12 protein-coding genes and 1 pseudogene are annotated in these 18,812 nt (G+C 67.2%); 12 read left to right on the plus strand and 1 reads right to left on the minus strand.

Features of this window, described 5'->3' with window-relative positions:
• Nucleotides 1-21: 21 nt before the first annotated feature.
• From ACN22W_RS25390 to ACN22W_RS25410, 5 genes are all read left to right on the plus strand, one after another.
• Complete coding sequence (locus ACN22W_RS25390; RefSeq protein ID WP_343490366.1) at nt 22-1,146, plus strand: HlyD family secretion protein; 1,125 nt, start codon at nt 22-24, stop codon at nt 1,144-1,146.
• Nucleotides 1,139-2,725: an MDR family MFS transporter gene (locus ACN22W_RS25395; protein ID WP_048252177.1), complete on the plus strand. Its 1,587-nt coding sequence runs from the start codon at nt 1,139-1,141 to the stop codon at nt 2,723-2,725. The genes ACN22W_RS25390 and ACN22W_RS25395 overlap by 8 nt, the downstream gene beginning before the upstream one ends.
• Nucleotides 2,726-2,738: 13 nt before the next feature.
• Nucleotides 2,739-4,226 carry an efflux transporter outer membrane subunit gene (locus ACN22W_RS25400; protein WP_193100973.1) on the plus strand — a complete coding sequence of 496 codons (1,488 nt, stop codon included), beginning with the start codon at nt 2,739-2,741 and terminating at the stop codon, nt 4,224-4,226.
• Nucleotides 4,227-4,451: 225 nt separating this feature from the next.
• Nucleotides 4,452-5,987, plus strand: coding sequence for a catalase (locus tag ACN22W_RS25405; protein ID WP_419687480.1), 1,536 nt, complete (start codon nt 4,452-4,454; stop codon nt 5,985-5,987).
• A gap of 76 nt (nt 5,988-6,063) precedes the next feature.
• Entirely contained in the window at nt 6,064-6,675 is a 612-nt protein-coding gene (locus ACN22W_RS25410; protein ID WP_419687481.1) for an ankyrin repeat domain-containing protein, read from the plus strand.
• Between the two features lie 37 nt (nt 6,676-6,712).
• On the opposite strand, the pseudogene ACN22W_RS25415 reads toward ACN22W_RS25410, so the two are convergent.
• A pseudogene (locus ACN22W_RS25415) lies at nt 6,713-6,959 on the minus strand (phosphotransferase); the annotation flags it as partial.
• 140 nt (nt 6,960-7,099) lie between these two features.
• Between ACN22W_RS25415 and ACN22W_RS25420 the strand changes: the two are divergent.
• From ACN22W_RS25420 to ACN22W_RS25450, 7 genes are all read left to right on the plus strand, one after another.
• Nucleotides 7,100-8,257 carry an efflux RND transporter periplasmic adaptor subunit gene (locus ACN22W_RS25420; protein ID WP_343490371.1) on the plus strand — a complete coding sequence of 386 codons (1,158 nt, stop codon included), beginning with the start codon at nt 7,100-7,102 and terminating at the stop codon, nt 8,255-8,257.
• 20 nt (nt 8,258-8,277) lie between these two features.
• Nucleotides 8,278-11,421, plus strand: a complete 3,144-nt coding sequence (locus ACN22W_RS25425; protein WP_419687483.1) for a multidrug efflux RND transporter permease subunit — start codon at nt 8,278-8,280, stop codon at nt 11,419-11,421.
• A gap of 4 nt (nt 11,422-11,425) precedes the next feature.
• On the plus strand, nt 11,426-12,856 hold the full coding sequence (locus ACN22W_RS25430; protein WP_419687484.1) for an efflux transporter outer membrane subunit: 1,431 nt from the start codon (nt 11,426-11,428) through the stop codon (nt 12,854-12,856).
• A 101-nt stretch (nt 12,857-12,957) separates the two neighbouring features.
• Nucleotides 12,958-13,650, plus strand: coding sequence for a response regulator (locus ACN22W_RS25435; protein ID WP_419687486.1), 693 nt, complete (start codon nt 12,958-12,960; stop codon nt 13,648-13,650).
• Between the two features lie 146 nt (nt 13,651-13,796).
• Nucleotides 13,797-14,312 (plus strand): histidine kinase, encoded by a 516-nt coding sequence (locus tag ACN22W_RS25440; protein ID WP_419687487.1) that lies wholly within the window; start codon nt 13,797-13,799, stop codon nt 14,310-14,312.
• A 598-nt stretch (nt 14,313-14,910) separates the two neighbouring features.
• Complete coding sequence (locus tag ACN22W_RS25445; protein ID WP_419687489.1) at nt 14,911-16,743, plus strand: S53 family peptidase; 1,833 nt, start codon at nt 14,911-14,913, stop codon at nt 16,741-16,743.
• A 407-nt stretch (nt 16,744-17,150) separates the two neighbouring features.
• Nucleotides 17,151-18,812: a DUF3300 domain-containing protein gene (locus ACN22W_RS25450; protein WP_419687491.1), complete on the plus strand. Its 1,662-nt coding sequence runs from the start codon at nt 17,151-17,153 to the stop codon at nt 18,810-18,812.

An 18,812-nucleotide genomic window follows, 5' to 3' on the forward strand; every position in this document is an offset into this window, starting at 1 on the left:
CGGAATAAATTGGACGCCAGCATGTCGACGCTGCAAGACCCGCCACAGAAAGCAAATCGTCAGGAAACCGGAACAACGCCGCGCAACGAAAAGGTCGGATCGAAGCGACGCATCCTGCTCGTGGTCGCCGTGCTCGCGGCCATCGGCGGCGCCGTCTGGCTCGGCCGCTGGTGGACGGTCGGCCGCTTCATCGAAAGCACCAACGATGCGTACCTGCAGGCGGACAGCATGACCGCCGCGCCGAAGGTCGCCGGCTACGTGACCGACGTGTATGTGCGCGACAACCAGGCCGTGAAGGCCGGCGATCCGCTCGTGCGGCTCGACGTCCGCCAGTACCAGGTCGCGCTCGCGCAATCGCTCGCGACCGTCGACGCCCGCCGTGCGGATATCGCGCGCGCCGAAGCCGACATCAGCCAGCAGCACGCGAATCTCGAACAGGCCGACGCGCAGGCGAAGGTGTCGCAGATCAACGCCCGCCACGCGAGCGACGAATACTCGCGCTATGCGCCGCTCGCGGCGACCGGCGCCGAAACGCACGAACGCGTGGCCGACCTGAAAAGCACGCGCGACCAGGCAGCCGCGACGCTCGCCGCAAACAACGCATCGATCGCCGCCGCCCGCACGCAGATCGCGTCGTTTACCGCGCAGCTCCAGCAGGCGCGCGCGCAGCTCGAAGCCGCGCAGGCCAGCGCCGCGCAGGCACAGCTCGACCTCGACAACACGGTCGTGCGCAGCACGCTCGCCGGCCGCGTCGGCGATCGCACGGTGCGCGTCGGTCAATATGTGCAGCCCGGCACGCGCTTGCTGACCGTGGTGCCTGTCGATGCGATCTACCTCGTCGCGAACTTCAAGGAAACGCAGATCGGCCAGATGCGCATCGGCCAGCCCGTCGAACTGCACGTCGACGCGCTGCCGGACGGCGCGCTGTCCGGCGTCGTCGACAGCTTCGCGCCGGGCACGGGCGCGCAGTTCGCGCTACTGCCGCCCGAAAACGCGACCGGCAACTTCACGAAGATCGTCCAGCGCGTGCCGGTACGCATCCGCCTCGCCGCGGACGCGCGTGCGCAGCGCATGCTGCTGCCGGGCCTGTCGGTGACGGTCGACGTCGATACGCGTTCGGCCCGCGACGAGCAGCACCATGGCTGATACGCCCGCCACGATGCCCGCGCCGCCGCACGAAGGCCGCGCGAGCGTGACCGACTGGATCGCGGTCGCGGCCGGTGCGCTCGGCGCGCTGATGGCGACGCTCGACATCTCGATCACGAACTCCGCGCTGCCGCAGATCCAGGGCGAAATCGGCGCCACCGGCACCGAAGGCACGTGGATCTCGACCGGCTACCTGATGTCGGAAATCGTGATGATCCCGCTCGCCGCGTGGCTCACGCGCGTGTTCGGGCTGCGCAATTTCCTGCTGACGAACTCCGCGCTCTTCATCGCGTTCTCGATGATGTGCGGCTGGTCGCATTCGCTTCCGATGATGATCGCCGGCCGGATCGGCCAGGGCTTCACCGGCGGTGCGCTGATCCCGACTGCGCAGACCATCATCCGCACGCGGCTGCCGTTGTCGCAGCTGCCGGTCGGGATGACGCTGTTCGGCCTGATCGTGCTGCTCGGGCCGCTGTTCGGCCCCGTGCTCGGCGGCTGGCTCGCGGAGAACGTGAACTGGAGCTGGTGCTTTTTCCTGAACCTGCCCGTGTGCCTGCTGCTGATGGCGCTGCTGGTGTTCGGGCTGCCGTCGGACCGCCCGCAATGGGGCTCGTTCTTCAACGCGGACTGGCTCGGGATCGCCGGCCTCGCGATCGGCCTGAGCTCGCTCACCGTCGTGCTCGAGGAAGGCCAGCGCGAACGCTGGTTCGAATCGCAGATGATCGTCACGCTGAGCCTCGTGTCGCTCGCCGGGATGATCCTGATCGCGCTGTCGCAACGCTTCGCGAAGCGGCCGATCATGCGGCTGTCACTGATGCGCAACCCGCGCTACGCGAGCGTGATCGTGATCGTGTCCGCGGTAGGCGCCGGCCTGTACGGCGTGTCCTACCTGCTGCCGCAGTTCCTCGCGATCGTCGCCGGCTACAACGCCGAGCAGGCCGGCGCGATCATGCTGCTGTCGGGGCTGCCAGCCTTTCTCGTGATGCCGATCCTGCCGCGCCTGCTCGGCAAGGTCGATTTCCGCATCCTCGTGATCTCGGGGCTGCTGCTGTTCTGCCTGAGCTGCATGCTCGACATCAGCCTGACCGCGCAGAGCGTCGGCCACGACTTCGTGTGGTCGCAACTGATCCGCGGCGTCGCGCAGATGCTCGCGATGATGCCGCTCAACCAGGCGTCGATGGCGGCGGTCGCGCGCGAAGACTCGGGCGATGCGGCGGGGCTCTACAACATGGCGCGCAATCTCGGCGGCTCGATCGGGCTCGCAATCATCGGCACCGTGATCGACCGGCGCACGACCTTCCATACGGCCGCGCTCCGCGAATCGGTGACCGCGAATTCGCTGATCGGGCAGGACCGGCTGTCGGCCTATGCGGCCAACTGGTTCGCGCACACCGGCGACCTCGCGTATTCGAACATGCGCGCGCTCGGCCAGCTCGCGCAGCAGATCCAGATCCAGGCGGTCGTGATGACCTACTCCGAAACCTTCTACCTGCTGGGCCTCGCACTGCTCGCCTGCGTACCGCTCGCGCTGCTGCTGAGAACGCCGCGCGGGCCACAGCCGATGTCGTCCGGCCATTGAACCGTCTTACGCGATGAAACCCTTCTCCCTGCCCCGCCACCCTGCGCTCACGCTGTGCGCGGCCGCGTGCCTGCTCGCCGGCTGCACGGTCGGCCCCGACTACCGCGGCGCGCCCGCCGCGCCGGATGCGCCGACCTTCGTGCGCGCGCCGGCATCCGGCATCGACACCCGCGCGCCTGCGCCAAGCGCGTGGTGGCACGCGCTGAACGACCGCCAGCTCGACGACCTGATCGCCGCCGCGCTCGTGTACAACCCCGATCTGCACGCCGCGCAGGCGCGATTGCGCGCGGCACGCGCGCAGCTCTCGCAACAGCGCGCGGCCCAGTTGCCGAAATCGTCGGCCACCGTCGCGGCCATCCGCATGCGCGAACCGGACGTCAGCGCGCTCGGTTCGCTGCTGCCGTCGAACGGCTCGAACCAGTCGGGCGGCACATCGCCGTCGCTGGGCGGCTCGGGCCCGCTGCAGCTCTATTCGGCCGGCTTCGACGCGACCTGGGAAATCGACCTGTTCGGCGGCACGCGCCGGGCGGTCGAAGCGGCATCCGCGCAAGCGGAGGCCGTCGACGCCGATCTGTCGGACACGCAGGTTTCGATCGCCGCCGAAGTCGCGACCGCCTACGTCGACCTGCGCGACCAGCAGCAGCGGCTCGCGCTGTCGCAGCGCACGGCCGAACTGCAGCAGACGATGCTCGAACTGACGCAGCAGCGCCGCGCGCGCGGCGTCGCGGCCGATGTGGACATCGAACGCCTGACGACGCAGGTCGAGACCACGCGCGCGTCGCTGATCCCGCTCGATGCGCAGGTGACGGAATCGCTCGACCGGCTCGCGATCCTGACGGGCCGCGCGCCGGGTGCGCTCGACACCGCGCTGTCGGCACCGGACGCCCCGCTGCCGACGCTGCCCGGCAGTGTCGCGATTGGCGATCCAGCCGCGCTGCTGAAGCAGCGCCCGGACATTCGAGCGGCCGAACGCCGGCTCGCGTCGAGCAACGCGCAGATCGGCGAGCATGTCGCCGACTATTTCCCGAAGGTGACGCTGCTCGGCGATCTCGGCTTCAGCGCGACGGACCCCGGCCATCTGTTCCGCAAGCAGAACTTCACCTGGGTCGGCGCGCCGTACCTGCAATGGAACATTCTCGACTTCGGCCGCACCCGCGGCGCGGTACGCGCGGCCGAAGCGTCGCGCGATGAAGCGGAAGCGAACTATCAGAAGGCCGTGCTCGGCGCACTACAGGATGCCAACACGTCATTGCAGCGCTACGGGCACCAGCGCGAGCACGTCGTGGCACTCACCAAGGTGCAGACGTCGGCCGTGCACGCCCGATCGCTGATGGACGAGCGCTATCGCGCGGGCGTCGCATCGATGATCGACCTGCTCGATACGCAACGCGAGGCGCTGTCCGCGCAGCAGAACGTGATCGCCGGGCAAGCCGAATTGATCAAGGACTACGTGTCGCTGCAGAAGAGCCTCGGGCTCGGGTGGCAGACGAACGCGGGTTGACGGTGCCGGCGCGATACACGCACGATTGCGGTGTGTCGCGCAGCGCAACAACTCATTGCGTGCGCAACAATCATCGTTCGTTCCCTCCGCAACGAACGGGCCCGCGCCGCATCGGCGCCGCGGCTATCGAAAACATATCCAATATCAATTAGCCAATCGTCTGACGATCTCTTTTAATTCAGTCGGCTTCCCCACCACCGATCGGATTCAAGGAGTTCCATCGTCATGTCCTCATCCTCCCATCGCGTGCCGAGACGCGCAGTCGCCGCGATCTGCGTTGCGCTTTCCGCCTCTTCGTACGCCGCCGAACTCACTCGCGACACCGGCGCGCCCGTCGGCGACAACCAGAATTCGCAGACGGCCGGCCCGGCCGGCCCCGTGCTGCTGCAGGACTCCGCGCTCATCGAGAAACTGCAGCGCTTCGATCGCGAGCGCATTCCGGAACGCGTCGTGCATGCGCGCGGCACCGGCGCATTCGGCGAGTTCGTGCCGAGCGCCGACGTCTCCGACCTGACGAAAGCGAAGGTCTTCACACCGGGCACCCGCACGCCGGTGTTCGTGCGCTTCTCCACCGTGATGGGCTACCGCGGTTCGCCCGAACAGGCCCGCGATCCGCGCGGCTTCGCGGTGAAGTTCTATACGCAGCAGGGCAACTGGGACATGGTCGGCATCAACTGGCCGGTGTTCTTCATTCGCGACGGCATCAAGTTCCCCGACTTCGTTCACGCGAACAAGCCGAGCGCCGTGACCGGCGTGCAGGATCCGAACCTCGCGTTCGACTTCTTCGCGAACACGCCCGAAGCGACCCACATGCTGACGATGCTGTACACGGATGCGGGCATGCCCGATTCGTATCGTCACATGGACGGCTTCGCGGTGCATGCGTTCAAGTTCGTCAATGCGCAAGGCGACGTGCACTACGTGAAGTTCCACTGGAAGAGCCAGCAAGGCGTGCACGGCCTGCGTCCGCAAGACATCGCCGCGTCGATCGGGCGCGACTGGAACATGATGACGAACGACCTGTACGGCGCGCTGAAGCAAGGCGATTACCCGAAATGGGATCTGTACGTGCAGGTGCTCACGCCGAAGGACCTGAACCGCTTCGACTTCGATGCACTCGACGATACGAAGGTCTGGACTGGCGTACCGGAACGCAAGATCGGCACGATGACGCTGAATCGCGTGCCCGACAACTACTTCCAGTCGACCGAGGAATCGGCGTTCGCGCCGTCGCGGCTGGTGCCGGGCATCGAGCCGTCCGAAGACCGGATGCTGCAGGACCGCCTGTTCGCGTACGCCGACACGCAGATGTACCGGCTCGGCGCGAACTACATGGACCTGCCGATCAACCGCCCTGCCGTGCCGGTGGTCAACAACAACCAGGACGGTGCGATGAATGCCGGCGACCGCAAGGGCGAGGTGAACTACGAGCCGTCGACGCTGCGCGAGCTCGCGCAGGATCCGCAGTACAAGTCCGTGCGCATGGCGCTCGGCGGAACGACGCAGCAGGAAGCGATCCACAAGAAGCTGCTGTTCCGTCAGGCGGGCGAGTACTACCGCGGCCTGTCGCAGCAGGACAAGGACGACCTCGTCACCGCGCTGTCCGGCGATCTCGGCAAGGTGACGAACGCGCACAACCAGTACGCGATGCTGTCGTACTTCTACAAGGCCGACGCCGACTACGGCACGCGCCTCGCGCAGGCCGTCCACGCAAACGTTCAGCAGGTGCAGTCGCTCGCGGCGAAGCTGACCGAGAACTGATCCCGCGGTGCTGTCTCGGTCGACGTGCGCGGTTGCGCCACGCACGTCGGCCTTATCTCTTCTTCAGGACCTCTCCATGCGATCAAAACGCTTCACGCACGCAATCCGCGCGGCCGCAACGGCGCTCGCGCTGGCCGCGATCGCCGGCTGCGCGCACCTTCCTGATCGACCGGCGTACGGCAAGGCCGATCCCGCCGCGCTGCGCCGCTACGACGGCGACTGGTTCGACGCCGCGCGCGTCGGACGCGTCGACATCCTGCGTGCGTTGCGCGACGCCGGTTATCCGGTCGACGCCACCGACAGCCACGGTTATACGGCGGTGATACTCGCGTCCTACGACGGCCAGCCCGCCGCGCTCGACTACCTGCTGTCGGCCGGCGCCGACGCGTGCCTCGGCGATCGCCACGGCAACACGGCGCTGATGGGCGCCCTCTTCAAGAATGAACCCGACATCGCGCGGCGCCTGCTCGACACGCGTTGCCCGATCGATCAGACGAACGGCGCCGGCGAAACCGCGCTGGGGTTCGCGACGCTCTTCAATCGCTTCGAACTGATTCCGCTGCTCGTCGCGCATGGCGCGAATCCGAACCATGTCGATCGGCGCGGTCAGTCGCTGCTGCGGCTCGCGCTGTCGCACGACAACGCGGAAGCCGCGGATGCGCTGCGGCAGGCCGGCGTCGGGCAGTAACGCGTTCGCGCACCGCCCGTGAATACCTGCGTACTCGGAAATACTCGTCGAGCAACCGATAGAACGCAATCCGGTCGGGATCGGGGTGTTCGATCCCGTACCGCTTGAAGAAACGCGCGCCCCATTCGCTGCCCGGATCCGCTTCGATATCGCGCGCCGCCAGCGCCAGATCCTGATACCTGATAACGATCGGCCTCCCCCAGGCGTCCGCAGTCGATGAAGCCGGAGAAGCGGCCGTCGTCGGCCATGAGGTTGGGCAGGCACGCGTCGCCGCGCCCGGCGACGCCCGCTGCCCCCCTCTTTTCGACACCTTTCGCCCCCTCCATCGAATCTCCATCTTTCCGCATCAAAGACGCCAACTATTCGACGCACACTCCGACCCGTCAAAGCAGGCAGTGGGCTGCCTGCGATTCCTGGAGTCGCTATGAAGAATCAGAAACGATGCTGCTACGGCGCCGTGTGCGCGCTGGTGGCGGCCATGCTGGCGGGTTGCGGGCCCGCCGAACAGCAGGCTGCCGCACCGGCCACCCCGGTTGCGGCGATGACGCTGGCAGCCGTGCGCCTCGACGTAAGCGAAGACCTGCCGGGCCGCGTCGCGGCCGTGCGGGTCGCCGAGATCCGGCCGCAGGTCAGCGGCATCGTGCAGCGCCGGCTGTTCGAGCAAGGCACCGAAGTGCGCGCGGGCCAGCCGCTGTTCCAGATCAATCCGGCGCCGTTCAAGGCCGACATGGAGACGGCCGCCGCGTCGCTGCAGCGCGCGCAGGCCGCGCTCGAACGCGCGAAGGTGCAGACGGCGCGCTTCAAGCCGCTGGTCGAAGCCGATGCGATCAGCCGCCAGGTGTACGACGATGCCGTGTCGCAACGCGACCAGGCCGCCGCCGACGTGGCGCAGGCCCGCGCGACGCTCGCGCGCCGCCAGCTCGACCTGAAATTCGCGACCGTGGAAGCGCCGATCACCGGCCGTATCGACCAGGCGCTCGTGACCGAAGGCGCGCTGGTGTCGAGCACCGACAGCCAGCCGATGGCGCGCATCCAGCAGATCGACCAGGTCTACGTGGACGTGCGCCAGCCGGCCGGCGCGCTCGAATCGCTGCGCGGCGCGCTCGCGTCGCAGCCGGACGCGTCGGGCAACGGCCTGCCGGTCGACGTGCTGCGCGGCGACGACACGCGTTACGACGTGAAGGGCCGCATGCTGTTCTCGGGCGTCAACGTCGACCCGGGCACCGGCGACGTTCTGGTGCGCGTGCTGGTCGACAACCCGAAGCGCCAACTGCTGCCGGGCATGTACGTGCGAGCCCGCATTCCGCGCGCGCACTACGCGAACGCGCTGACGGTGCCGCAGCAGGCCGTCGTGCGCATGGACGGCAAGCCGAGCCTGTGGGTGCTCGACGCGAAGGGCAACGCGCATCTGAAGGCCGTCGAGGTGGGCGAGCTGACGGACCGTCGTTACCGCATCCGGTCGGGCGTGCAGGCCGGCCAGAAGGTGGTCGTCGAAGGCATGGAGCGCCTGACCGATGGCGCGGCCGTCGCCGCGACCGACTGGAAATCGCCTGACGCGGCCACGACCGCGGCAGCGCGCTGAGTCGGGGAGCGCATTCCATCATGGCTCAATTCTTTATCCGCCGACCGGTGTTCGCGTGGGTGATCGCCCTCTTCATCATCCTGATGGGGCTGATCGCGATCCCGCAACTGCCGATCGCACGCTATCCGTCGGTCGCGCCGCCGTCCGTCACGATCACCGCCACCTACCCGGGCGCAACGCCGCAGACCATGAGCGACGGGGTGCTGAGCCTCATCGAGCGCGAGCTGTCGGGCGTCAAGAACCTGCTCTATTTCGAGTCGTCGTCCGACACCTCGGGCATGGCGCAGATCACCGTGACCTTCAAGCCCGGCACCGATCCGGCGCTCGCGCAGGTCGACGTGCAGAACAAGATCAAGGCCGTCGAGCCGCGCCTGCCGGCCGCGGTGCGCCAGAACGGCCTGATCGTCGAATCGGCGTCGTCCGGTTTCCTGATGTTCATCAGCCTCCAGTCCCAGGGCGGCCGTTTCAGCGAAGCCGAACTCAGCGACTACATGGCGCGCAATATCGTCGAGGAGCTGCGCCGCACCGAAGGGGTCGGGCGCGTGCAGCTGTTCGGTTCCGAGCGCGCGATGCGCATCTGGGTCGACCCGAACAAGCTGATCAACTACGGCCTGTCGATGACCGACCTGACCACCGCGGTCGCGCAGCAGAACGTGCAGATCTCGCCGGGCAGCCTCGGCGCGGAGCCGTCGTTGCCGGGCCAGCGGGTCACCGTGCCGCTCACCGCCCAGGGCCAGTTGACGACCCCCGAACAGTTCGCCGCGATCGTGCTGCGCGCCAACGCCAACGGCTCGAAGGTCGTGCTGGGCGACGTCGCGCGCGTCGAACTCGGCTCGCAGTCGTACACCTTCATGAGCCGCCAGGTCGGCAAGCCGGCGACCTTCGCGGCGGTGCAGCTGTCGTCGGGCGCGAACGCGGTCAAGACCGCCGATGCGCTGCGCACGCGCCTCGCGGAACTGAGCAAGGCGATGCCGACCGGCATGCGCTACTCGATTCCGTTCGATACGTCGCCGTTCGTGAAGATCTCGATCGAGAAGGTACTGCACACGCTGATCGAGGCGATGGTGCTGGTGTTCCTCGTGATGTACCTGTTCCTGCAGAACGTGCGCTATACGCTGATTCCGGCCATCGTCGCGCCGGTGGCGCTGCTCGGCACCTTCACGGTGATGCTGGCGACGGGCTTCTCGATCAACGTGCTGACCATGTTCGGCATGGTGCTCGCGATCGGCATCATCGTCGACGATGCGATCGTGGTCGTCGAGAACGTCGAGCGCCTGATGGCGGAGGAAGGCCTGTCGCCGAAGGACGCGACGATCAAGGCGATGAAGGAAATCACGGGCGCGATCGTCGGCATCACGCTGGTGCTGACCGCCGTGTTCATCCCGATGGGGCTCGCGAGCGGCTCGGTCGGCGTGATCTACCAGCAGTTCACGATGTCGCTGGCCGTGTCGATCCTGTTCTCGGCGCTGCTCGCGCTGACGCTGACGCCCGCCCTGTGCGCGACGATGCTCAAGCCGGTCGAGCCCGGCCATCACGAGAAACGCGGCTTCTTCGGCTGGTTCAACCGCCGCTTCGAGCGCCTGACGAACTGGTATGAAACCCGCGTCGGCCGGCTGGTCGGCCGCACGGGCCGCATGATGCTGCTGTTCGTCGCGATCTGCGGAGCGCTGGCGATGGGGTTCCGCACGTTGCCGTCGTCGTTCCTGCCCGAGGAGGACCAGGGTTACTTCATCACCAGCTTCCTGATGCCCGCGGATTCGACGACCCAGCGCACGATCGACGTCGTCAAGACGCTCGAGAAGCACCTCGAGTCGCGGCCGTCGATCAAGTCGAACGTGTCGGTGATCGGCTACGGCTTCTCCGGATCGGGTTCGAACGCGGCCTTGAACTTCAGCGTGCTGCAGGACTGGGACAAGCGCAACGGCGCGACCGCCGCCGACGAAGCGATGCGCGCGCAGCAGGCAATGGCCGGCGTGACCGAAGGGATGGTGCTGAGCCTGATGCCGCCCGCGATCGACGAACTCGGCAACAGCTCGGGCTTCACGATGCGGCTGCAGGATCGCTCGAACCAGGGCGCCGCGGCGCTCAAGGCCGCCGAAACGAAGCTGCTCGAACTGGCCGCGCAAAGCAAGGTCGTCGCCGGTGTCTATCCGGACAGCCTGCCCGCGGGCACCAGCATCCGCCTGGAAATCGACCGGCAGAAGGCCGAGGCGCTCGGCGTGTCGTTCACGAGCATCAGCGACACGCTGTCGGCCGCGATGGGTTCGACCTACGTGAACGACTTCCCGAACGCGGGCCGCATGCAGCAGGTGATCATCCAGGCCGACGCGCCGTCGCGGATGCAGATCGACAACGTGATGAAGCTGTACGTGCGCAACGCGGGCGGCGGCATGGTGCCGCTGTCCGAAGTAGTCCACCCCGTCTGGGCCGAGACGCCGCTGCAGCTGGTGCGCTTCCAGGGCTATCCGTCCGCGCGCATCTCGGGCACCGCCGCGCCCGGCTACTCGAGCGGCGCGGCAATGGTCGAGATGGAACGGCTGGCCGCGCAGTTGCCGAAGGGTTATGCGGTCGAATGGACCGGGCAGTCGCTGCAGGAACGCCAGTCGGCGTCGGAAGCGCCGATGCTGATGGTGCTGTCGATGATCGTCGTGTTCCTCGTGCTGGCCGCGCTGTACGAAAGCTGGTCGATTCCGCTGTCGGTGATGCTGGTGGTGCCGCTGGGCCTGATCGGCGCGATCGGCGCGGTGCTGTTGCGCGGCATGCCGAACGACGTGTTCTTCAAGGTCGGGATGATCACCGTGATCGGCCTGTCCGCGAAGAACGCGATCCTGATCGTCGAATTCGCGAAGCAGTTGCGCGAGGAAGGCAAGGGGCTGATCGAAGCCACCGTGCAGGCGGCCCGGTTGCGGCTGCGCCCGATCCTGATGACGTCGTTCGCGTTCGGTCTCGGCGTGGTGCCGCTGGTGATCGCGTCCGGCGCGAGCGCCGAAACGCAGCACGCGATCGGCACCGGCGTGCTGGGCGGCATGGTGGCCGCCACCGTGCTGGCCGTTTTCTTCGTCCCGGTTTTCTTTGTGTTCGTGATGAGCATCCAGGAGCGCCTCTCCGCCTGGCGGGCCTCCCGCCGGAAACCCGCCGCCGCGCACCACGAACAAGAAGGTTGATGCCATGCGATTGCTTATTCTTCCCCTCGTCCTGGCCCTGTCGGCCTGCTCGCTCGCGCCGACGCTCGTCAAGCCGGCCATGCCGGTGCCGACGGCCTACACGGCCGCCGCGGCGGCCGACCTCAAAGCCAACGCAGCCGATCTCGGCTGGCGCACGATGTTCGGCGACCGCCGCCTGCAGCGCCTGATCGAGATCGCGCTCGATAACAACCGCGACCTGCGCGTGGCGGCGCTGAACGTCGAGGCCGCCGAAGCGCAGTACGGCATCCAGCGCGCCGCGCGCCTGCCGTCCATCGGCGCCGGCGCGAACTTCACGCGCCAGCGCACGGCGGCCGACCCGCAGTCGAACCCGCCGCTGTTCGAAACGACGCAGAACCAGTACGGCGTGAACGTCGGCATCAGCGCGTTCGAGATCGACCTGTTCGGCCGCGTGAAGTCGCAGTCGGATGCGGCGTTCGCGCGTTACCTCGCGACCGATCACGGCCGCCGCGCGGTGCAGATCTCGCTCGTCGGCGCGGTGGCGGACGCGTATTTCGCCGAGCGCCTCGCGCAGGAGCAGCGCCAGTTGTCCGAGCGCACGCTCGGCGACTGGCAGCAATCGCTCGATCTCGCGCGGCGCCTGAAGGAAGCGCATCAGGCGAGCGGCGTCGACATCGCGCAGGCCGAAGGCCAGGTCGCGAGTGCCACCGCCGATCTGGAAGCGCGCACGCGCGCCGTCGAGCAGGCGCGCAACGCGCTGCGCCTGCTGCTCGGCACCGAGCCGCCGAAGGATCTGCCCGAAGCGCTCCCGCTCCAGCAGCAACCGGTGATGACGCAACTGCCGGCCGGCCTGCCGTCCGAGCTGCTGTTCCGCCGGCCGGATATCCAGCAGGCCGAACAGAATCTCGTGGCTGCCAATGCGGATATCGGTGCCGCGCGCGCCGCCTTCTTTCCGCGCCTGTCGCTGACGTCGTCGATCGGCTTCCTCAGCCCGGCGATGGGCAGCCTGTTCGCCGGCGGCCAGAACGTGTGGAGCTTCGCGCCGCAGGTCACGGTGCCGATCTTCCAGGGCGGCCGGCTGCGTGCCGAGCTGCGTCTCGCCGAAGTGCGCAAGTCCAGCGCGGTGGCCGAATACGAGCGCTCGATCCAGACCGCGTTCCGCGAAGTGGCCGACGGCCTGGCCGGGCGCGAAACCTTCGGCCGCCAGATCGAAGCGCAGACGCGCGTGGTCGGCTCGGCCGAACGCCGCACCGACCTGTCGAACCTGCGCTATCGCGCGGGCATCGAGGGGCGGCTGGAATTGCTGGATTCGCAGCGGCAGCTCTATGCAGCACGGCAGGCGCTGCTCGACCTGCGTCGCAGCGAGCTCGGCAATGCCGTCGCGCTGTACAAGGCGCTCGGCGGCGGCCTCACGGAAAAGGACGTCGCGCCGTCGACGAGCGTGGTGCAGAACTGAACGACCGGCGCTGTGCCCTCCCTCGCGGCACCGGGCAGGCACGGCGCGATTCAGCCCGGCAACGGGCTGCTCCGATGGTTCGACATCGCACGGCAAACCCCATGACGAATTCCCTGATACTGATTGCAGAAGACGAGCCCGACATCTCGGACATCCTCGACGCGTATCTGACGCACGACGGTTTTCGCACCTATCGCGTGGCCGACGGGCAAGCGGTGCTCGACGTGCAGCCGCACCTGAAGCCCGACCTGATCCTGCTCGACGTGAAGATGCCGCACAAGAGCGGCTGGGACGTGCTCGCCGAGCTTCGGCGGCGCTGCAATACGCCCGTCGTCGTGATCACCGCATTCGACCGCGACCTCGACCGGCTGCAGGCACTGCATGCCGGCGCGGACGACTACATCGTCAAGCCGTTCAACCCGGCCGAGGTCGTCGCGCGGCTGCGCGCGATCCTGCGCCGGTCGGCCACGCCGCCGACCGCGCGCATGCTTCGTGTCGGCGCTCTCGAAATCGACACCGAAAGTTATCTGACGCGCGTTCGAACGGAATCCGCCGAGATACCGATCGCGCTGACGCTGACGGAATTCCGGCTGCTTGCGCATATGGCGCGAGCGCCGAGCCGCGTCTTCACGCGCGGCGAACTGCTCGATGCGTGCATGGCCGACGTGAGTGCGCTGGAGCGCACCGTCGACAGCCACATCAGCAGGCTGCGCAGGAAACTTGAACAAGCCGGCGCACCTGGCATGCCCGAAGTGATGCGCGGCGTCGGCTATCGGCTGCGGGGCACGCAGTGACCCCGCCGGCGAGGCCGGGCCGGCAAATCGGACAGGCGATCGGCCTGAGCGCGATCGTCGTGCTGCTGATCGGCTGCACCGCTGCATGCTTCATTGGCGCATTGCGTGAGCCGGACGCGTTGCCGCACGACGCAACGGCCGACGCGATGCTCGGCAATGCGTCGACCTACCTCGTGCTCGCGACGGTGTTGTTCGTCGGCCTGCTGGCGGCCGCGTTCGACCTGTTCAGACTGATGCGCCGCACGCTCGGGTCGCTCGACTCGGTTGCGGAAAGCGCCGGCCGCATCGTCGCCGGCGATTCTTCGGCGCGCGCGATTTCCCGCGACGGCTGCCCGGCAGACATGTCGCGATTCATCGAGGACTTCAACACAATGGCCGTTCAACTGAAACACACGACTTCGTCCAATGCGGCCGCCGATTCCACCGGCGGTGGCAGCGGCAGCGAAATACACGACCCGCTCGCGGCACTCGAAACCCGGCTCGAAGAGATCAAGGGTCTCGCCGCCGAAGCCGATGCTGAGTCGCGCGAAGCATTGCTTCACCGTATCGACGGGCTGTTCCGGTTCGTCGACGACCTTCGGCTTGCCGAACAACCGGACACGCCGGCCATTCGAACACTTCCTCGAGAACGATCGGCCGATTACGGAGCGAATCGGAAGTGATCGGCGAATCGCCTCCGGCATTACCTTCTTTACCGGTTTCGAAAATTACAAAACGCCGCCAATCTTTTCAAAAACATTGCGCTTTATTCGATTTAATTTTGTTTCATATAATCAAAAAAAGTTTGACACTCTGCTTTCGTTCTTGATACCGTCAGATGCAAGCAATCTAACGAATTGCCAACCACGCAAACGATTCCGCTCCACGTTTTTTTCGCTTCCGCCGCACCGCAGTGCTCGCCGCCGGCTGTGTCGTTCTCGCGCCGGCGCATGCAATATCCCGATGCATCTCATTGGACGGCTGCCATCCGGCAGCGGGCCGAAGGATCGAATCAAATGAGCAGGACAACGAAGCTGTTGCTCTAGCAATCCCGCCCGCGCCGCGTCCGGCGCGGCTGCCCCGCAGCGCGGCGCAGCGCTCCCGTTACCGCGTTTTCCGTATTTCGCCCCCGGAGAAAACCCATCTTTCCGGATCGGGCGAAAGGCCCTGTCGCGTCCGTGCCATCCGCACGCGTGCGACAGAAAACGGCGGTGCATGACCCGCACCGCTGTCGACCGTTGTTGTTGTGCCGTTCGATGTTCAACCGGAGGGGTAATTCAAATGAATCAGGTTGCAGACAAGAAACAAAAGCACATTCGCATCGTCAAGCTCGCATGTGCCGCCGCCGCGGCCGCTTCGTTCGGCATGGCGACCGCCCACGCCGCACCGGCGGCCGGCTGGACGGAAACGCGCACCAAGGGATTCCTGCCGCTCGTGCAGCAGAGCGAAAGCGGTGCGGCCGGCGCGCCTGCCGCGAGCACGGCCGCCGCTGCCGCCGCAGCCATCGAAATGGCGCCCGGCGAATCGGTCGACATCGTGCTCGGGCTGAACCTGCGCAACGAAGCGCAACTCGACCAGTACCTGCACGACCTGCATACGCCCGGCTCGCCGCACTACCGGCAGTTCCTCACGCCGGCGCAGTTCGCGGCGCAATATGCGCCGACCGACGCGCAGGTCGCGTCCGTCGTCGCGCACCTGCGCAAGCAAGGCTTCGTGAATATCGTGGTCGCGCCGAACCGCCTGCTGGTCTCCGCGTCCGGCACCGCGGCAACCATCAAGTCGGCGTTCCGCACGACGCTCAAGCGCTTCACGCGCAACGGCCGCAGCGTCTATGCGAATACCGACGCCGCGCAAGTGCCGAACGCAATCGGCGGCATCGTGGGCGCGGTGCTCGGCCTGCAGAACGTCGAGCTGATGCATACCGGCGCGGCCGGCACGCCGCAAGGCAACACCAGCAACCTGACGATCCCGGCCGGCGCGTCGGCGGTGCCGCACAACCCGACCGAGTTCTCGTCGATCTATGGCGGCGACGGCACGCCGAACGCGTCGCGAACCACCGTCGGCATCATCTCCGAAGGCGACCTGTCGCAGACCGTGAGCGACCTCAACACGTTCGCCGCGAACAACAGCCTCGGCACGATCAGCAGCACCATCGTGCAGACCGGTCCGGCAGGCAGTTCGTACACCGATACGTCCGGCACCGTCGAATGGAATCTCGACAGCCAGTCGATCGTCGGCGCGGCCGGCGGCAGCGTGAAGCAGGTCGTGTTCTACGCCGCGCCGTCGATGACGCTCACCGCGATCACGGCCGCGTACAACAAGGCCGTGACCGACAACGTCGCGAAGGTGATCAACGTGTCGCTCGGCGTGTGCGAATCGTCCGCGAACAGCACCGGCTCGCAGGCCACCGACGACACCATCTTCAAGCAGGCGGTCGCGCAGGGGCAAACCTTCTCCGTGTCCGCCGGCGACCACGGCGCGTACGAATGCGCGAGCGGCACGCCGTCGCGCTCGACCTACACGGTGAGCGAACCGGCCACGTCGCCGTACGTGATCGCGGTAGGCGGTACGACGCTGTTCACCAATACGTCGACCAACGCGTACAACAGCGAGATCGTCTGGAACGATCCGAGCTGGCAACCGGGCACCGTGTGGTCGACGGGCGGCGGGTACAGCAAGTACGAGGCCGCGCCGTCGTGGCAATCGTCGAGCCTCACCGGGTCGACCAAGCGCGCGCTGCCGGACGTCGGCTTCGACGCCGACCTGCGCACCGGCGCGATCCTGGTGGTGAACGGCCAGACGTCCGATACGCTGTGGGGCTCGGGTTACCTGAACAACGAAGGCGGCACGAGCCTCGCCGCGCCGATCTTCACGGGCATCTGGGCACGGCTGCAGTCGGCGAACAACAATGCGCTCGGGTTCCCGGCATCGAGCATCTACAAGTACTTCCCGGCCAACGCGGCGCTGCTGCATGACGTCACGTCCGGCAACAACGGCAGCGGCACCTACGGCTACAAGGCGAAGGCCGGCTGGGACGCGACGACGGGCTTCGGCAGCGTGAACATCTCGAAGCTGAACGCCTTCATCCAGAGCACGTCGGATTTCGCGCGCTGATGGACCGCTGACCGCCCCGGTTCCGGGCGTGCGCCGTTTCGCGCGCCCGGAACCGCATACCACCGCGTAACAAGAACCCGCGACGGCTGCAAAGCCGTCGCGGGTTTTCTGCATTCCGCGTAATCTCGCGGAGCATCATCCGGCGGGACGATACGCACGCCGACCTTGCAACCGTTGCGCCAGCAACTTTCATATCGCTTACCTGGCCGGCGCCCGCCCGCTTACGGACTGCAAGGTACACACACTGTTACACAAGCCGCTGACACCTTCCGTGCGTGTCGTGCGTTTAACTGAATATATCGATTCGTCGCGGGACAACCGCCATGCGGACACGATCGCGGCTCAGTGCTGAAGCCGATCGCGCGGCCCGCATGCCCGACAACACCGCACCACACCGAACCCACTCCATGAAAACCGCACGTGCACACTACCGCCCCGTCAGAACGCTGATCGCGTCGTCGATCATCGTGTCGCTGCTCGGCCTGTCGGCCTGCAACAAGAACAGCGACAGCAGCTCTGCCGTACCGGCCAGCGACGCGAGCGCGACCTCGGCGGCACTGCCCGCGTCGACACCGGTCGCGTACACGCCGCCGACGGCCGACCAGCTCTACCAGATGGTCGCGCCGATCGCGCTGTTCCCCGACAAGCTCGTCGCACTGGTGCTGGCGGGTGCAACGTATCCGGATCAGGTGACGGCCGCCAATACCTGGGTGACGCAGAATCCATCGCTGAAGGGGCCTGCGCTCACGACCGCCGCCGATACGCAGCCGTGGGACCCGTCGGTCAAGGCGTTGACCGCGTTCCCCGCGGTGCTCGCGCAGATGGCGTCGAACCCGGCCTGGACCACGTCGCTCGGCCAGGCGTACTACAACGACCCGACCGACGTGATGAACGCGATACAGGTGATGCGCCAGCGCGCGCAGACGTCCGGGCATCTCCGTTCGGGCGGCCAGATGCGGGTCACGCAAGTCGCGCAGGCCGCGCCGGCCGGTTATACGCCGGCCACCGACGCGCCCGTGGTCTACGCCGGGCCGGCGATCGTGCCGCCGCCCGAGCAGGCGATCGAGATCGAGTCCGCGCAGCCCGACGTCGTCTACGTTCCGTCGTACAACCCGACCGTCGTCTACGGCGAGCCGGTTTCGACCTACCCCGGTTATGTGTATCGGCCGCCCGCATACAGCACCGGCGAAATCGTCGCGGCCGGCGTGATCACATTCGGCGTCGGCATCGCCGTCGGCGCCGCGATCTTCGGGCACCACGACTGGGGCTGGCATGCATGGGGCATGAACTGGGGCGCGCCGCATCCGGACGGCCCGCGCTGGAACGGCGGCTGGCAGCGCCCGGCCGTGGTGTACAACCACACCACGTACGTGACGAAGTCGACCACCGTGATCAACAACATCACCAACATCCGCAACACGCGCATCACGAACAATTACGGCGGCAACGTCACCAACAACACGACGATCGAACGCAATACGATGCAGCCGGGCGCGGAGCCGATGCGCGGGCAGGCGATGGAGCAACGCCCGGGTGCCGCGCCGATGACGATGCCGCACTTCGCCGCGAACGACGCGCGCCCCGGTGCCCGGCCGGCGCCGGAAGACTTTGCGCAGCGCCGCGCGAACGAGCCGCATGCCGAGGCACCGGCGCAGCACCCGCCCGGCGCGATGCACGACGAGCGACAGCAGGCGATGCAGCAGGAACGCGCCGCGCAGGAGAATCGTGCAGTCGAGCAGCAGCAACTTCAGCAACAGCAGCGCAACGAGGCGCAGCAGCAACGCGAAGCAATGCAACAGCACGACGCGGCACGGCAGGAGCAGCAACAACGAGAGGAAATGCAGCAACGCAACGCGGCGCAGCAACAACAGCGCGAAGCAATGCAGCAACGTAACGAGGCCGAGCAGCAACTGCACAAGGAGACGCCGCCGCGCAACGAAGCGCAACCGCAGGAACACGCGGCCGCGCAGCCGCGGCAACCGGCGCCCGAGCACGCACCTGCTCCGCATCCGCACCCTGCGGAATCGCATCCGCCGCAGCACGAGTCACGCGAACACCGCCCGGAGTGA

Source organism: Burkholderia theae (assembly GCF_048565265.1).
Lineage (GTDB): Bacteria > Pseudomonadota > Gammaproteobacteria > Burkholderiales > Burkholderiaceae > Burkholderia > Burkholderia theae.

Excerpts from the sequence above, each read along its gene's own strand:
- ACN22W_RS25390 (WP_343490366.1), top strand. The coding sequence starts at position 22 with ATGTCGACGCTGCAAGACCCGCCACAGAAAGCAAATCGTCAGGAAACC.
- ACN22W_RS25395 (WP_048252177.1), top strand. The coding sequence starts at position 1,139 with ATGGCTGATACGCCCGCCACGATGCCCGCGCCGCCGCACGAAGGCCGC.
- ACN22W_RS25400 (WP_193100973.1), top strand. The coding sequence starts at position 2,739 with ATGAAACCCTTCTCCCTGCCCCGCCACCCTGCGCTCACGCTGTGCGCG.
- ACN22W_RS25405 (WP_419687480.1), top strand. The coding sequence starts at position 4,452 with ATGTCCTCATCCTCCCATCGCGTGCCGAGACGCGCAGTCGCCGCGATC.
- ACN22W_RS25410 (WP_419687481.1), top strand. The coding sequence starts at position 6,064 with ATGCGATCAAAACGCTTCACGCACGCAATCCGCGCGGCCGCAACGGCG.
- ACN22W_RS25420 (WP_343490371.1), top strand. The coding sequence starts at position 7,100 with ATGAAGAATCAGAAACGATGCTGCTACGGCGCCGTGTGCGCGCTGGTG.
- ACN22W_RS25425 (WP_419687483.1), top strand. The coding sequence starts at position 8,278 with ATGGCTCAATTCTTTATCCGCCGACCGGTGTTCGCGTGGGTGATCGCC.
- ACN22W_RS25430 (WP_419687484.1), top strand. The coding sequence starts at position 11,426 with ATGCGATTGCTTATTCTTCCCCTCGTCCTGGCCCTGTCGGCCTGCTCG.
- ACN22W_RS25435 (WP_419687486.1), top strand. The coding sequence starts at position 12,958 with ATGACGAATTCCCTGATACTGATTGCAGAAGACGAGCCCGACATCTCG.
- ACN22W_RS25440 (WP_419687487.1), top strand. The coding sequence starts at position 13,797 with ATGCTCGGCAATGCGTCGACCTACCTCGTGCTCGCGACGGTGTTGTTC.
- ACN22W_RS25445 (WP_419687489.1), top strand. The coding sequence starts at position 14,911 with ATGAATCAGGTTGCAGACAAGAAACAAAAGCACATTCGCATCGTCAAG.
- ACN22W_RS25450 (WP_419687491.1), top strand. The coding sequence starts at position 17,151 with ATGAAAACCGCACGTGCACACTACCGCCCCGTCAGAACGCTGATCGCG.